Annotated in this window: 14 protein-coding genes and 1 pseudogene; 4 read left to right on the top strand and 11 right to left on the bottom strand. The window is 66.2% G+C overall.

Going from position 1 to position 15,732, the window contains the following annotated elements; translation table 11 throughout:
- Positions 1-288 precede the first annotated feature (288 nt).
- From J7J50_RS06835 to J7J50_RS06795, 9 genes are all read right to left on the bottom strand, one after another.
- Positions 289-612, bottom strand: a complete 324-nt coding sequence (locus J7J50_RS06835; protein ID WP_057942004.1) for a non-heme iron oxygenase ferredoxin subunit — start codon at positions 610-612, stop codon at positions 289-291.
- 101 nt (positions 613-713) lie between these two features.
- Positions 714-1,250 carry a GNAT family N-acetyltransferase gene (locus tag J7J50_RS06830; RefSeq protein WP_215058305.1) on the bottom strand — a complete coding sequence of 179 codons (537 nt, stop codon included), beginning with the start codon at positions 1,248-1,250 and terminating at the stop codon, positions 714-716.
- A complete protein-coding gene (locus tag J7J50_RS06825; RefSeq protein WP_215058304.1) occupies positions 1,247-2,488 on the bottom strand; it encodes a cysteine desulfurase in 1,242 nt (413 codons plus the stop codon). Before J7J50_RS06825 ends, J7J50_RS06830 begins: the two co-directional genes overlap by 4 nt.
- A 122-nt stretch (positions 2,489-2,610) precedes the next feature.
- Entirely contained in the window at positions 2,611-3,900 is a 1,290-nt protein-coding gene (sufD, locus tag J7J50_RS06820) for a Fe-S cluster assembly protein SufD (RefSeq protein WP_215058303.1), read from the bottom strand.
- 31 nt (positions 3,901-3,931) lie between these two features.
- Entirely contained in the window at positions 3,932-4,696 is a 765-nt protein-coding gene (gene sufC, locus J7J50_RS06815; protein WP_215058302.1) for a Fe-S cluster assembly ATPase SufC, read from the bottom strand.
- Between the two features lie 19 nt (positions 4,697-4,715).
- Positions 4,716-5,162 carry a hypothetical protein gene (locus J7J50_RS06810; RefSeq protein WP_215058301.1) on the bottom strand — a complete coding sequence of 149 codons (447 nt, stop codon included), beginning with the start codon at positions 5,160-5,162 and terminating at the stop codon, positions 4,716-4,718.
- Positions 5,146-5,349: a hypothetical protein gene (locus J7J50_RS06805; protein ID WP_215058300.1), complete on the bottom strand. Its 204-nt coding sequence runs from the start codon at positions 5,347-5,349 to the stop codon at positions 5,146-5,148. The genes J7J50_RS06810 and J7J50_RS06805 overlap by 17 nt, the downstream gene beginning before the upstream one ends.
- Positions 5,346-6,821, bottom strand: coding sequence for a Fe-S cluster assembly protein SufB (gene sufB, locus J7J50_RS06800; protein ID WP_215058299.1), 1,476 nt, complete (start codon positions 6,819-6,821; stop codon positions 5,346-5,348). The genes J7J50_RS06805 and sufB overlap by 4 nt, the downstream gene beginning before the upstream one ends.
- 16 nt (positions 6,822-6,837) lie before the next feature.
- The gene (locus J7J50_RS06795) at positions 6,838-7,296 is read right to left on the bottom strand and encodes an SUF system Fe-S cluster assembly regulator (protein ID WP_057942012.1); all 459 of its coding nucleotides are present in this window, start codon (positions 7,294-7,296) and stop codon (positions 6,838-6,840) included.
- Between the two features lie 276 nt (positions 7,297-7,572).
- Here J7J50_RS06795 and J7J50_RS06790 point away from each other — a divergent pair.
- Positions 7,573-8,037, top strand: a pseudogene (locus J7J50_RS06790) (SET domain-containing protein-lysine N-methyltransferase); the annotation flags it as partial.
- A 483-nt stretch (positions 8,038-8,520) separates the two neighbouring features.
- Entirely contained in the window at positions 8,521-9,306 is a 786-nt protein-coding gene (locus J7J50_RS06785) for a 3-hydroxybutyrate dehydrogenase (RefSeq protein WP_036110380.1), read from the top strand.
- A 90-nt stretch (positions 9,307-9,396) separates the two neighbouring features.
- Here the strand turns inward: J7J50_RS06785 and J7J50_RS24730 are convergent, their stop codons facing one another.
- Complete coding sequence (locus tag J7J50_RS24730) at positions 9,397-9,765, bottom strand: hypothetical protein (protein ID WP_251044611.1); 369 nt, start codon at positions 9,763-9,765, stop codon at positions 9,397-9,399.
- Here J7J50_RS24730 and J7J50_RS06780 point away from each other — a divergent pair.
- Positions 9,749-10,879, top strand: coding sequence for a patatin-like phospholipase family protein (locus tag J7J50_RS06780; RefSeq protein WP_343222446.1), 1,131 nt, complete (start codon positions 9,749-9,751; stop codon positions 10,877-10,879). The two genes, J7J50_RS24730 and J7J50_RS06780, sit on opposite strands and share 17 nt — an antisense overlap.
- A 371-nt stretch (positions 10,880-11,250) precedes the next feature.
- Positions 11,251-13,503, top strand: a complete 2,253-nt coding sequence (locus tag J7J50_RS06775) for a DUF5916 domain-containing protein (RefSeq protein ID WP_251044613.1) — start codon at positions 11,251-11,253, stop codon at positions 13,501-13,503.
- A gap of 140 nt (positions 13,504-13,643) precedes the next feature.
- Here the strand turns inward: J7J50_RS06775 and J7J50_RS06770 are convergent, their stop codons facing one another.
- On the bottom strand, positions 13,644-15,719 hold the full coding sequence (locus J7J50_RS06770; protein ID WP_215058296.1) for a TonB-dependent receptor: 2,076 nt from the start codon (positions 15,717-15,719) through the stop codon (positions 13,644-13,646).
- Positions 15,720-15,732: the final 13 nt, after the last annotated feature.

Genomic DNA, 15,732 nt, shown 5'->3' with positions numbered 1-15,732 from the left:
GGATTGAGGCGATGCCAGCGACCTGAGAGGAAAGCATCGGGGCTGAAGCCCCTCCCACAAAAGATCCGGAAACAGTCAATCAGGCGCCGTTGAGCGCAGTCGCGAGGTCTTTTGTAGGAGGGGCTTCAGCCCCGATGCTCTTTTCTCTGATAGCCGCGGATCTGAAAGCGGCTTTTCAACGGATTGAAGCGATGCCAGCGACCTGAGAGGAAAACATCGGGGCTGAAGCTCCTCCCACAAGAAATTCCGAAGCCTCGCGCGGCCTTGAACTGGCGCCGCCAGCCGCGCTTACTCGCGATCATCGCGGGTCCACACCCCGCCGTCTTCGACCTTGACCGGAAACTTCGCCACCGGCTCATACGCCGGCGGACACAGCGGCCGGCCGTCGCGGACGTCGAAGCGCGCGCCGTGCAACACGCATTCGATACTGGCCTGCTCGCCGTCGAACGTGCCCGAGGACAATTCGAAATCCTCGTGCGAGCAGCGATCTTCCAGCGCGTAGTAATCGCCGTCGTAATTGCAGACGAAGATCGCGGTGTCGCCGTCCCAGGCGACGGTGGACTCGCCCGGCAACAATTGCGAGGTGGCGCAGACGAAAATCCAATCGCCCATGACGTGCTGTTCCCGTGGCTGGCGGTGCGATGGCGCTAGTTTAAAAGCTCGGCGGCGGCGGTAACAGCGACGGTGGCCCGGCGGCTGCCCGCGTCAGCCGCTCAGACGGTCTTTTCCAGCACTTCGAAGCTCAGGTCGTCGCGCTTGGGCAGGCCGAAGCGGGCATCGCCGTACGGGAACGGCAGGAACTTGCCGGTACGCCTGAAGCCGCGGCGCAGGTAGTACTGGATCAGTTCCTCGCGCACGTTGATCACCGTCATCTGGATCGTGGACAAGCGCCAGTCGTCGCGAACGATGCGCTCGGCCTCGTCCAATACGCGCTTGCCGATGCCGGCGCCCTGCAGGGCCGGATCGACCGTGAACAGGCCGAAGTAACCGACCTCATCAAGGGCCGCGATATGCGCGCAGGCCACCAGCGCGGGCGGATCGCCGCGTTCGCCGAGCAAAACCATGCTGCGCGGCTTGCTCAGCATGACTTCGACCTCGTCCGGCCCGGTGCGGCGGCCACCGAGCAGATCGGATTCGGTGGTCCAGCCGCGCCGGCCGGAGTCGCCGCGATAGGCCGATTCGGCCAGGGCGACGACCGCATCGATATCGGCCGCGGTCGCGGCGCGGAAAGTCAGGTTGTCTTGGTTCATGCGAGCAGCTTGCGGACCTTGTTCAGCGCCGCCACGAAGGCGTCGATTTCGTCGAACGTGTTGTAGTACGCCAGCGATGCGCGGCAGGTCGCCGGCACGCCGAAGTGTTGCATCAGCGGATGCGCGCAGTGATGGCCGGAACGGATCGCCACGCCTTCCAGATCGAGCAAGGTGGCCAGATCGTGCGCATGCGCGCCTTCGATCAGAAAGCTGACCACCGCGGCTTTTTCCGGCGCCTCGCCAAAAATGCGCAGGCCCGGAACGTCGCGCAGCGCCTGGGTGAAGCGCGCCAGCAGGGCTTGTTCGCGCGCGTCGATGTTGGCCATGCCCAGCGCCGACAGATAGTCCACCGCCGCGCCGAGCCCGGCGAAACCGGCGATGTTCGGCGTGCCGGCCTCGAACCGGCGCGGGCCGTCGGCGAACACCGTGCCTTCGAACCGCACTTCCTTGATCATCTCGCCGCCACCGATGAACGGCGGCATCGCTTCCAGGTGTTCGCGTCGCGCCCACAGCGCGCCGGTGCCGGTCGGGCCGCTCATCTTGTGGCCGGTGATCGCGTAGAAATCGCAGCCGATCGCGGCGATGTCCAGCGGCCGGTGCGGCGCGGCCTGCGAGCCGTCGACCAGCGTGGCGATGCCGCGCTTGCGCGCTTCGCGGCAGATCTCGCGCACCGGGTTGACGGTGCCGAGCACGTTCGAGACATGGGTCAAGGCCAGCAGCTTCACTTCGGGAGTGAGCAGCGAGTACAGCTGATCCAGATTCAAAGCGCCGCGTCCGTCGATTTCGGCGACCTTGATCGTGGCGCCCGTGCGCTGCGCGACCAGTTGCCAGGGCACGATGTTGGCGTGGTGCTCCATGCGCGTGAGCACGATCGCATCGCCGGCCTTCAATCGCGGCAACGCCCACGAGTAGGCGATCAGGTTGATGGCGAAGGTCGTGCCGCTGCACAGCACCAACTCATCGACGCGCACGTTGAGGAAGCGCGCGAGCTTGCCGCGCGCGCCTTCGTAGGTCTCGGTCGCCTCGGTGCCCAACGTATGCACGGCGCGGCTGACGTTGGCGTTGTGGTGGCGATAGAAATCGTCCACCGCATCGATCACCGCATTGGGTTTCTGCCCCGTGTTGGCCGAGTCGAAATAGATCAGCGGCTTGCCGTGGACTTCGCGCGCGAGCACCGGGAAATCGGTGCGTACGGCGGCCCAGTCGATGGCGGCGGAAGCGGGGTGGGCGGCGTTCATCAAGTGGGGTCTCGGTGGGGCGGGAACGAGTGGGAAAAGTGAGAAACGGGTAAGTGCGCCGGCTCAACCGCCGTTGCGCAGTCGTACTCGTTCCTCACTCCTCTCCACTGCTTTCCTCGCTCTTAAATCAGTCGTTCCAGCGCCAGATTCAGCCGCACTTCCAGCATCGCCCGGGCGCTGTCGTCCTCGATCACCGTCAGGGTCTCGCGGCAGAACGCGGTGGTCAGCAGCGCGCGCGCGGTTTCCATCGGCAGGCCGCGCGAACGCAGGTAGAACAGGGCGTTGGCGTCGAGCTGGCCGACAGTGGCGCCGTGCGCGGCCTGGACTTCGTCGGCATGGATTTCGAGCACCGGCTGGGTGTCGATTTCCGCGCCTTCGCTGAGCAGCAGGTTTTTGTTCGACAGCGACGCGTTGCTGCCGTCGGCGCCTTCGCGGATCTGGATGCCGCCATGGAACGCGGCGCGCGAACGGCCGGCGCCGAGACCGCGCCAGACCAGTTCGCACTGGGTGTCGCGGCCGACGTGATCGATGCCCAGGCGGGTGTCGAGATGGCGGCGGCCGCTCGCCAGCAGCACGCCGTTGGCAAGTACCTGCGCGCCTTCGCCATGCAGCGCGGCGTTGAGTTCGTGACGCGCCAGCGCGGCGCCGAGTTCCAGGTCGATGCGGCGATAGCGCGCGCCGCGCGCCAGCACCGCGTCGGTGCGCGCGAACACGGTCGCGCCGAGCGCTTCGTCCTGCACCCGCGCATGCGACAGCGTGGCGTTGGGCGCCAGATGGACGTGGGTCAGGCTGTTGGACAGGTGGTTGTGGATGTCGGTGGCGATCTGGTGCTCGACCACGCTGAGCGACGCGCCTTCGCGCAGTTCGATCAGATGGCGCAGATGCCAGGCCAGATCGCCGGCGTTGGGGCTGCCGACGAACACCAGATGCACCGTGCCCGGCGCCTGCACGCCGGCGTCCACGCGCAGCACCGCGCCTTCGTCGGCCAGCGCGGCGTTGAGGCGGGCGAAGATTTCGTCCGCGCGCTCGAAGCGGCGGGCGAGGAAATTGGCTTCGCGCGCGTCGTCGGTGGCCAGCACCTGCGACAGCGGCAGCAGCGATACGCCCGCGGGCAGGCCGGACAGGTCCGAACGCGCGGCGTCGAAGCGGCCGTTGTGGAAGACGATGCGCGGCGCCGGAATGCCGGCGATGGCGGCGTTATCGAAACTGGCCGGCACGGCTTGAGCCGAAGCGAAGGCGCGCCGGTCCAGCGCGCGCAGCGGCGTGTATTTCCAGGCTTCGGTGCGCGGCCCGGGCAGGCCGTCGCGGAGCGCGGCGTCGAGCGCGGCGCGGCGGGTCGCGCCGAGTCCGGCGGCTTCGCGCGCGGGCAGGGCCTCAAAGGACGCGGCGAAGGCGTCGAGCAGGGCGCTCATCGGGCGCGCTCCGTGGCTGCGTTCGCGCTGATCACGCCGCGTTCTCCGGGGCGACGCGGTCCTTGAGCCATTCGTAGCCGTGCGCTTCCAGTTCCAGCGCCAGTTCCGGCCCGCCGGTTTCGACGATGCGGCCGTCGGCCAGCACGTGCACCACGTCGGGCTTGATGTAGTCGAGCAGGCGCTGGTAGTGGGTGATCACCAGGAAGGCGCGATCGGCCGAGCGCAGCGTGTTGACGCCGTGGGCGACGGCCTTGAGCGCGTCGATGTCCAGGCCCGAGTCGGTTTCGTCCAGGATCGCCAGCTTGGGTTCGAGCAGCGCCAGCTGGAAGATCTCGTTGCGCTTCTTCTCGCCGCCGCTGAAGCCTTCGTTGACGCCGCGATGCAGCAGCTCGTCCTTCAGATGCAGCACCGCCAGCTTTTCGCGCACCAGCTTGAGGAACTGCATCGAATCCAGTTCCGTCTCGCCGCGCGCCTTGCGCTGAGCGTTGAGCGCGGCGCGCAGGAAGTAGGTGTTGTTCACGCCGGGAATTTCGACCGGGTACTGGAACGCCAGGAACACGCCGGCGGCGGCGCGTTCTTCCGGCTCCAGCGCGAGCAGGTCGCGGCCTTCGAACTCGATCGAGCCCTGGGTGACTTCATAGCCTTCGCGACCGGCGAGCACATTGCCCAGCGTGGACTTGCCCGCGCCGTTGGGTCCCATGATGGCGTGCACCTGACCCGGCCGCAGGTCCAGGCTCAGGCCCTTGAGGATGTCCTTGCCGGCGACTTGGACGTGGAGGTTTTCGATCTTGAGCATGGTGGGCATCTTGGTTAGTTCAATCTTCGAGGCGTTCCAGGTCCGCCAGGTCTTGCAGGCGGCCGACGGCTTTCTTGTTCTTGCGCAGGTCGTCGATACCGATGACCGAGACCTCCGCTCCCGCCAGCGGAACAACGATCCGGTTCGGGAAGCACTGGTCGAAGTCCACGCCATCGGCGAAGTTGATGAGTTCGATTTTGTTCGGTTCCGCGCCAAGCATCAGCATCGCGCGCGGTTTGCAGAAATCGGCGGGATTGGCCTTGATGTCCGTGAAACCGAAATCGCGTAATGCGGCGATCAGGCGTTGCGCGTTTTCTTCGGTACCGCGGAACCAGACATCCATGTCCCGGGTATAACGCACGTGTCCATGCACGCCAAGCGCAATGCCACCGACCAGCATGTAATCGACGCGATGGGCGCCCAATGCGGCGAGAAAGTCGCGCCAGTCGTCAGGGAGCCGGGACATCGCGCAACTCGATCACGTAAGCGAAAGGCGGGTTTCCGTTCTTGAACAGCTCATTTCCTTCCCGGTGCAGGTTCAAAGTCTCCTGCAAACGTTCTTCCGGCGGACGCGAGCGCCAATAGCGCACAGACTCGGCGCTTTGTTCATCCGGCGCGACGAAGCGCATGGTACGGGCGATGCGCGCGGTCATCCGACCGAACCTTCCAAACTCACTTCCAGCAGCTTCTTGGCCTCGACCGCGAACTCCATCGGCAATTCGCGGAACACGCTCTTGCAGAAGCCATCGACGATCATCGACACCGCGTCCTCGGTGCCGATGCCGCGGCTGCGGCAATAGAACAGCTGGTCGTCGCTGATCTTGGAGGTGGTCGCTTCGTGTTCGACCGTCGCGTCGGGGTGCTTGACCTCGATGTACGGGAACGTGTGCGCGCCGCACTTCTTGCCGATCAGCAGGCTGTCGCACTGGGTGTGGTTACGCGCGCCGGCGGCGTTCTTCTCGACCTTGACCAGGCCGCGATAGGTGTTCTGGCCGCGCCCGGCGCTGATGCCCTTGCTGATGATCTTCGACTTGGTGCGCTTGCCGACGTGGATCATCTTGGTGCCGGTGTCGGCCTGCTGACGATGGTGGGTCAGCGCGACGGAATAGAACTCGCCGGTGGAATCGTCGCCCAGCAGCACGCAGCTGGGGTATTTCCAGGTGATCGCCGAGCCGGTCTCGACCTGGGTCCAGCTGATCTTGCTGCGCGCGCCGCGGCATTCGCCGCGCTTGGTCACGAAGTTGTAGATGCCGCCCTTGCCGTTCTCGTCGCCCGGGTACCAGTTCTGCACCGTCGAGTACTTGATCTCGGCGTCTTCCAGCGCGACCAGCTCGACCACCGCCGCGTGCAGCTGGTTTTCGTCGCGCATCGGCGCGGTGCAGCCTTCCAGGTACGAGACGTAGGCCTTGTCTTCGCAAATGATGAGGGTGCGCTCGAACTGGCCGGTGTGGCCGGCGTTGATGCGGAAATAGGTGCTCAGCTCCATCGGGCAGCGCACGCCCTTGGGAATGAAGACGAAGCTGCCGTCGGAGAACACCGCCGAGTTCAACGCGGCGAAGAAGTTGTCGCCGGTCGGCACGACGCTGCCCAGGTATTTCTTGACCAGCTCGGGCTGCTCGCGGATCGCCTCGGACATCGAGCAGAAGATCACGCCTTTCTCGGCCAGTTCCTTGCGGAAGGTGGTGCCGACGGAGACCGAGTCGAACACCGCGTCCACCGCCACGCCGGCCAGGCGGGCGCGCTCGTGCAGCGGCACGCCCAGCTTGTCGTAGGTGTCGAGCAGTTCCTGCGGCACTTCGTCGAGCGAGGCGTACTTGGCCTTGGGCGCGCTGTAGTAGCTCAGCGCCTGGAAATCGATCGGCGCGATATTGAGTTTGGCCCAATGCGGCATCGGCATGGTCAGCCAGTGGCGATAGGCCTCAAGGCGCCAGTCGGTCATCCACTCGGGCTCGTTCTTTTTCGCCGAGAGCGCGCGGATGACGTCCTCGTCCAGGCCCGGCGGCAGGCTGTCGGATTCGATGTCGGTGATGAAACCGGCTTCGTAGCGACGGCCGAGCTGCTCGTGGATTTCACGATTGGCGATGTCGCCCGCGGCGGCGGGCGTCTTGCTGATGTCGGTGGCCATGTCGGCTGCCTACTGTCTAAGCGCCGGCCAGGCGCAGGTCGATGCGCTTGGCTGAGGCGGGTTCGGGTGAAAAGGTGGGGGCGAGCATCTGCGCGAGGGTGACGTTGCTGAGCGCTTCGACCACGACGTCGTTGATCCGGCGCCAGTTGGCGCGCACGCCGCACTGTTGCTCCAGGCCGCAGTTGCCTTCGTGAACGCTGCATTCGGTCATGCCGAGCGGGCCTTCCATCGCCTCGACGATCTCGATCAGGCCGATTTCCTCCGGCGCCCGCGCCAGCCGATAGCCGCCGTTGGCGCCGCGGAAACCCTCGACCAGGCCGGCCTGGGCCAGCGGCTTGAGCACCTTGCTGACGGTCGGCGCTTCCAGGCCCGCGCGCTCGGCCATCTCGGCCGCGCTGAGGACGCGGTCGTGCTGGGCCGCCAGGACGGTCAGGACGACCGTGGCGTAATCGGTGAGCTTGGTGACGCGGAGCATCGGCGTGGGGCGCTGAAGGCGACGGGGGCTAATTCGTACCGAAATTGTACGGTTTTATCCGGGCCGAGGCCAGCAGGCGGTTTTGCGCGATTCATCGGGCCGTGGCGGGGCGTCAGGGCGCCGCCCGATCGGGTCCTATCGCGGGGGCCGGGCAGGGCCGATCCCGGGGTTCGGGCCCCGGGCCGCGGCGGCGCGCAACGCATAAGGAGATCGCCGACGATAGCGGCGCAACCCCTGCTCAGGTCAGAATGATCGTTCGTCATTTTGGAAATCGCCATGCCGCGCAAGATCGCCGCCCGTCGTTCAGCCATCCACGGCAACGGTGTATTCGCCGTCGCCCCGATCGCCAAGGGCGAACGCGTCATCGAATACAAAGGCCGCCGCCGCAGCCACGAGGAAGCCGACGCCGGCGATACCGGCGACGCCGACTCGGGCCATACCTTCCTGTTCACGCTCAACGACGAGTACGTGATCGACGCCAACTACGAAGGCAATACCGCGCGCTGGATCAATCACAGCTGCTCGCCCAGCTGCGAGGCGGTGCTGGAAGAGGACGACGGCGACGACCGCCGCCTGGACAAGGTGTTCATCGAAGCGATCCGCGAGATCGCCCCGGGCGAGGAGCTGTCGTACAACTACGGCATCACCTTGGAAGAGAAGCACACCAAGGAGCTGAAGAAGATCTGGGAATGCCGCTGCGGCTCGCCGGATTGCACCGGCACCATGCTGCAGCCCAAGAAAGACAAGAAGTCCAAGAAGAAAGATAAAAAGAAGGACAAGAAAAAGAAGAAGGACAAGAAGGGCAAGAAGAAGGATTGAGGGTTCGGCCGGCGGTTTCCCGGCGCCTGACGGCGCCGCCGCCCGACTGACCTTCTCCCGCTTTGCGGGAGAAGGTGGCCCGCAGGGCCGGATGAGGGCACGCGACCAGCGGCCGCCCTCGCCTCAACCCCGCACCCGTCCAAACGCATTGCGTTTGGGCGTTTAGCGATCGCGCGGGCCTGTGGCGCACAGTCGCGTCCGTCAGCCCGCCGCGCGAGAGAGCGTTTGAAGCCCAGCGGTCAACCTTTGCCCGCGGACGAAAGTCCGATAGCTCCCCAAGGTCCCTCGCCGGGACACTGCGATGCATCCGCCGCCACGCCGCGATAACACGCCGCGGCGACAATGGCCGCCGGTTCGCCGACTTCGGCGCAAATTCCTCCCCATCGCATCCAGGAGCAGTCGTCCATGAGCTCGATCCAAGGCAAAGTCGCCGTCGTCACCGGAGCCGCCAGCGGCATCGGCAAGGAAATCGCGCACGAGCTGGCCCGCGCCGGCGCCGCGATCGCCATCGCCGACCTCAATCAGGCCGGCGCGCAGGCGGTGGCGGACGAAATCGTCGGCAACGGCGGCCGCGCGATCGGCGTGGCGATGGACGTCACCGACGAGGCCGCGGTCAACGCCGGCATCGAGCGCGTGGTCGCCGAACTGGGCGGCATCGACATCCTGATTTCCAACGCCGGCATCCAGATCGTCAACCCGATCGAGAACTACGCCTTCGCCGATTGGAAGAAGATGCTCGCGATCCATCTCGACGGCGCGTTCCTGACCACCAAGGCCGCGTTGCCGCACATGTACAAAGGCGACAAGGGCGGCACGGTGATCTACATGGGCTCGGTGCATTCGCACGAGGCCTCGCCGCTGAAGTCGGCCTACGTCACCGCCAAGCACGGCCTGCTGGGCCTGTCGCGCGTGCTTGCGAAAGAAGGCGCCAAGCACAACGTGCGCAGCCATGTGGTGTGTCCCGGGTTCGTGCGCACGCCGCTGGTGGACAAGCAGATTCCCGAGCAGGCGAAGGAACTGGGCATCAGCGAGGACGAGGTGATCAAGAAGGTCATGCTCGGCAACACCGTCGATGGCGTGTTCACCACGGTCGAGGACGTGGCGCAGACGGTGCGCTTCCTGGCCGAGTTCCCGAGCGCGGCGCTGACCGGACAGAGCTTCGTGGTCAGCCATGGTTGGTACATGCAGTAAGTCGCCGGCGCCATGCCGCGCATGGCGTCAGGGTTCGTCATCCCCACGAAGACGGGGATGACGAGCGAGAGCGGATCGCAACGAGCCGGGTCAGCAATGAGGCGCAACGATGGCGAACACACGAAGCAAGACCCGATCCGCCGATACCAAGCGCGGCGTAAAACCCGCCAAGGCATCGTCGTCGCCAGCCAAACGTGCGCCGGCCAGGGCCGCGTCAGTCAAGGCGACGCCACCTAAATCCGCCGCCGGGCCCGCGCCAGTCAAGCGCAAGGGCGCGCAGGCCGCATTCATCGATCCGGTCGCCGAGGCTGCCGCGCCGGCCACGGTTGGTAAGCGGAAATCCGCGTCCGGTTCGACCGCCGCCGCCTCACGCGCTCCCGGCAAACAGGCCGCCTCGAAAGCGGCGAAGACCGCCGGCGCGCGCATCCGCGCCGCCGCGCCGGTGTTGCCGGAAAACATCGCCCTGGTGCTGCAGGGCGGCGGCGCGCTCGGCGCCTATCAGGCCGGCGTCTACCAAGGGCTGTTCGATGCCGGCGTCGCTCCGAACTGGATCGCCGGCATCTCCATTGGCGCCTTCAACACCGCGATCATCGCCGGCAATCCGCCGGAAAAACGCATGGACGCCTTGCGCGAGTTCTGGGACACGATCTCGCGGCCCAACGTGCTGCCCGCCACCACATTCGGCCAGGAAGCGCATTTCGCCGGCCTCGACGCCGACACCCGCGCCTGGCTCGATACCTGGGAAGCCTGGCGCGCCATCGTCGAAGGCCAGCGCGGGTTCTATCAGCCGCGCATGTGGCTGGGGCAGGACCCGTTCTCGCCGCCGGGTCCGGCCGCGGCGAGTTTCTACGACACCTCGCCGATGATCGCCACGCTGGAGCGCCTGGTCGATTTCGACCGGCTCAACGACGACGGCATCCGCATCAGCGTCGGCGCGGTCAACGTGCGCACCGGCAATCTGGAGTATTTCGACAACACCCAGATGCGGCTGGATGCGCGCCACATCCTCGCCTCGGGCGCATTGCCGCCGGCGTTTCCGGCGATCGAGATCGACGGCGAGTTCTACTGGGACGGCGGGCTGGTGTCGAACACGCCGCTGTCGCAAGTGCTGACCGCATCGCCGCGGCGCGACACCCTGGTGTTCCAGGTCGATCTGTGGAACGCGCGCGGCGAGTTGCCGCAGAACCTGCTCGACGTGGCCGAGCGGCAGAAGGAAATCCAGTATTCCAGCCGCACCCGCCTGATCACCGACACCCAGCGCGTGTTCCAGCACTATCGCCGGCTGCTGCGCGAGTTGCTGGAGGAAATCCCCGAGGACGTGCGCAAGCACAACCCCTGGGCCCAGCACGCGGCCGAACTGGCCTGCGACCGGCGTTACAGCGTGATCCACCTGATCTATCGCGACCGCGCCAAGATCGGTCATTTCAAGGACTACCAGTTCGGGCGCGTAGCGATGCGCGAGCATTGGCTGTCTGGGCAGAGCGACATCGCCCGGGCCTTGGCGCATCCGGAGTGGTTGCAGCTGCCGCATGGCGAGTCGGCGTTCGTCGCGCACGATGCCACTGCGCCTTGAGTGGGTTCTTGGCGATTTGATCGAAAAGCATCGGGGCTGAAGCCCCTCCCACAAGAGACTTCAAAGCCGCGAGGTCTTTTGTAGGAGGGGCTTCAGCCCCGATGCTTTTCGCCAAGCAGCGCCGACACCGCACGCACTCATGCAGTCCAGTTGACCTTTGTCACCCCGCAACCATGCGACGCCATGAACACTGAGTCCCTAAGCCTGCGATGCAAGCCGGCCGCCAAGGGTTGCCATGACTAACGCCATTTAGCCAACAGCCGTCACGCCGCTAGTCTGCGCGTCGTCGCGGTGCCGTATGCCGCGACTCGTGACCGGCCGCGCAGGGGATGCGCCGCCGGTGCGATTCATCCGCAGCACGGGGCCGGACCATGCGTAACCACCTGATCACCTGTATGTCCGCGGTTTGCGCCGCGTTCGCCGCGCCCTGCGCGCATGCGCTGGACATCGACGGCCGCATCGATCCGCAGGAATGGAGCCAGGCCCAGCGCATCCAGGAATTCCGCCTGACCCAGCCGCTGTCGCGCGAGCCGGCCTCGCAGCCGACCGAAGCCTGGCTGATGGCCACGCCGCAAGGCCTGGCGGTCGCGTTCCGCAATCACCAGCCCGCCGGCGTGCCGCGCCTGCGCCAGCACACCCAGCGCGACGGCGACGGCATCGTGGACCGGGTCAATCTGTACGTCGACTTCGACGGCGACGGCCGCGCCGGCTACAACTTCACCGTGACCCTGGCCAACAGCATCACCGACGCCACCATCACCAGCGAAAACCTGTTCGGCGACGATTGGGACGGCGACTGGCGCCACGCCACCAGCGAAGACGAGGAAGGCTGGTCGGCCGAGATGCTGATTCCCTGGCATATCGCGCCGATGCGCCAGCGCGAAGGCCTGCGCACGCTCGGCATCCAACTGGATCGGGTGATCGCCTCCACCGGCGAGCGCACCTCGTGGCCTGCGGTGCACTACACCGAGGCGCGCTATCTGTCGGCGTTCAATCGCATCGAAGTGCCGGCCTACAAACAATCGCTGCTGGCGATCACGCCCTACGTGGTCGGCGTGCAGGACGCGGTGCGCCACGACAGCGATGTCGACGGCGGCGTGGACCTGTTCTGGAAGCCCAGCGGCAAGTTCCAGCTCAGCGCGACCTTGAATCCGGATTTCGGCCAGGTCGAAAGCGACGAACTCACCGTCAACTTCAGCGCCACGGAAACCTTCAACAGCGACAAGCGGCCGTTCTTCACCGAGAACCAGAGCTTCTTCGACGTGCAGTTCGGCTCGTACAACAACTACAGCCGGCTGATCTACACCCGCCGCGTCGGCGGGCCGGCCGACGACGGCCCGGGCTCGGGCGATGTCACCGCCGCGGTCAAGCTCAACGGCAGCGCCGGCGGACTCAACTACGGTGTGTTCGCGGCGAGCGAAGGCGACGAGGCCGGCCGCGATTTCTATGCCGCCCGGGTGACCCGCGACTTCGCCCAACTCGGCCTGGGCGCGATGGTCACGCGGGTGGAGCGGCCATGGCTGGATCGCGACGCCAACGTGTACGAATTCGATCAGCGCTGGACCCCGAACGCGCAGTGGTCGATCCGCAGCGCCGTGGTCGCTTCCGACGTGCAACAGGCCGGCCGCAGCTTCCGCGACAGCGGCGGCCAGATCCGCATCGACTACGACATGGGCCGCGGCTGGCGCCAGCAACTGTACGGCCTGCATCTGGGCCGCGATCTGATGCTCAACGACTTCGGCTATCTGGAACGCAACAACTTCAACTACCTGCGCTACGACCTGGGCCGGCGCGTCACCGACCTGCCGGCCGATTCGGCCTACGCCGGGCACGACTGGCATTACGCGATATCGCGCCGCTACAGCGACGACGGCGTGCATATCGCCGACGCCTTCGCGGTCAACCGCCGCAGCGACACCCGCGACGGCGGCCGCGAGTTCATCGAAGCGGCGCTGTGGAGCCGCGGTCACGACGATCTGGTCACGCGCGGCCACGGCGTGCTGCGAGTGCCGGAGAAAATGTTCCTGACCTACGAGCGCCTGCGCCCGCGCAAGGGCGACAGCCCGTGGTCGCTGTCCACCGAGGCCGGCTACAGCGCCGATGGCCTGGGCGGCATCGACGAAGGCAAGCTGAGCCTGTATCTGGAGCCGAACTATCAGTACAGCGACCGCATGCTGCTGTTCGCCGGCATCGAGTACAGCCACAACCCCGACTGGCTGCTGTGGCGCGGCGACAATCGCGTCGCGACTTTCCGCTCCGATCTGCTCAGCCTCAACGCCGGCCTGCAATGGTTCATCGACGACAAGCAGGAACTGCGTGTGCGCCTGGAAACCATCGGCGTCGATGCGCGGACCCGGCAGGCGTACCGGGTCGGCAGCGACGGCCGCGCGCTGGCGGTCGCGGAAGAGATTCCGGATTTCAGCTTGCGCAATCTGGGCTTCCAGGTTCGTTATCGTTATGAACTGGCGCCGCTGTCGTATCTGTATGTCGCCTATGTTCGCGGCGGCGAGATGTTCGAAGAAGGCATGCAGGAACACCACGTGGGACGGCAGTTCAGCGATGCCTTCGATCTGCGCGACAGCGAGCAGTTGCTGGTGAAGTTGTCGTATCGGTTCGAGATTTGATGTTGGGGTGCGGCGCCGCGATCTGAAACGAAAGCATCGGGGCTGAAGCCCCTCCCACAAAAGATTTCATCGCCGCGAGGTCTTTTGTGGGAGGGGCTTCAGCCCCGATGCTCTCTTTTCAGACGCGACGAAACTCGTACTCAATCCCTCCGCCACTCCACCCCGAAATAAATCGAGCGCCCATCGCCCGGAAGGAAATTGCGCCCATCCACTCCGCGCGCATCGGCGATCACATTGGTGCTGGCGATCCACTTCTTGCCGGTGAGATTGCGCGCATCGGCGAACCAGCTCCACTGCGAGGCGATCCTGCCGCCCACGCGCAACCCCGCGATGGTATAGCCGGGCGCCTTGAAGGTGTTGGCGTGGTCGATGTAGTAATCCTGCGGCGTCCACTCCACGCTGGGCGCGACATACAAACGCGGATCGGGCTGCCAGCGCAGCTGTGCGCGCAATTGCTGGGGCGGAACGCCGGCCAGGTCGTTATCGCCGTAGACGCGGTCGCCGTCGAAGCGGAAATCGTTGTAGAGGTAGTTCGCGGACAAAGTGAAATCGCTCGCGAATTTCCAGCCCAGCCCCAGCTCGATGCCCTGATGCAGGGTGCGCCCGGCGTTGATGGTGCCGAGCGGATTGCCGTTGCCGTCGCTGAGCGAAAGCAGTTCGCCCTTGACCCGGGCGCGATACAGGGCGACATCCAGCGACAAGGCATCGCCATTCAGGCGTAGCCCGATCTCGCCGCTGTCGGCGCGCTGCTTGTCCACCGGGGTGATGCCCGGTCCGCCGCTGAGTTCGCCGAAGCTCGGCGGTTCCAGGCTGCGGCTGAGGTTGGCATAGAGCTGCGCGTGCTCGTCGAGCACGTAGCGCACACCGAGCTTGGGGCTGATGCCGGAATAATCCGCATCGAAGCTTTCATCGCGGCCGCCGGTGATCAGCAGATCGCGCGAACGGCGCTGCGAGCGCAGCGCCTGCGCGCCCACGGACACGACCCACTGCGAGTTCAGCCAGGTCTGGTTCTCGGCATAGAGCTTGCTGTTGCGCGCGCGTTGATCGAAGCGGTTGCTGGGCGCGCCGGCGCGGCCGGCGATATTGAAATAGCGATCGTCGTCGGTATCGCCCTGGGCGAAAGCGGCGCCGACGATCAGCACGTTGCGCAGGCCCGCCCACTGCGATTCGCCGCGCCAGCGCAGGTCGATGCCGTAGTCGCGGCTGTCCTGGCGCAGCACCTGGAAGATCGGGTGATCCAGTGACTTGTCCGCGTAGTACGCCGACAGCGTCAGCGTTGCGCCCGGCGACGACGACCAGGCGAGTTTGCCCGCGACGCGATCGAGGCGGTAATCGCGGCGCTGATTCAGGGCGATATTGCCCGGCGCGGCCAGACGCGGATCGCGGCGCGATTCGGCCAGGGTCAGATTGCCGGGCAGGGCCGAGCGCGTATCGACGTGGGTGAGGTAGACGCGCCCGTCGAGGCTGTCGCTGAAGCGATAGCCAGCGTTGGCGAACAAGCGATAGTTCTCCTGCTCGGCGTGATCGCGATAGCCGTCCTGGCGCAAGCCGCTGAGACTGAGGTAGCCGTCGGCCTGCCCGGACACGCCGGCCACGGCGATCTGGCCGCGGCGGTAACCGAAGTCGCCGGCTTCCGCGCGCAAGATCAGCGGCGCGGCGTCGTAGCCGGTGGGCGAGACGAAGTTGATCGCGCCGCCGAGCGTGGCCGCGCCGAATTCCAAGGCATTGGCGCCGCGATACACCTCGATGTAGCGCGCCGACAGCGGTTCGACCGCCTGGAAATCGAAACCGCCGTCGGCGAGGTTGAGCGGGCTGCCGTCCTGCAGCAACTCCAGGCCGCGGCCGTGGAAGGTGCGTTGCAATCCGGAACCGCGAATGGCCAGCCGCGCTTCTTCCGCGCCGAAGCGCGGCTGCACGAAGACGCCGGCCGCATAACCCAGCGCATCGGTGAGCGTGCCGACGCGGCGGTCGCGATAAGCCTCGGCATCGACCAGTCCGGTCGCGCCGGCGCGCTGGTCCAGACGCACCCGCGCCTGTTGCAGCGTTTCCACCGCGCGCGAAGGCTCGGAGCGGCCGTGCACGCGCACGGTGGCGAGGGTCTTGGCGCTGTCGTTGCGTTCGCCTGGCGCCGGCTCGGCGGGTGATTGAGCGTGAGCGGCGCAGACGAAAACGATGGCCAGCGCGAGCAAGGCGGGGCGAAGTGTGATGGCGCGCATGGCGGCTTCCTTG

Source organism: Lysobacter sp. ISL-50 (assembly GCF_018612875.1).
Classification (GTDB): Bacteria; Pseudomonadota; Gammaproteobacteria; order Xanthomonadales; family Xanthomonadaceae; genus Lysobacter.
This window is presented reverse-complemented; position numbering and strand designations above follow the sequence as displayed.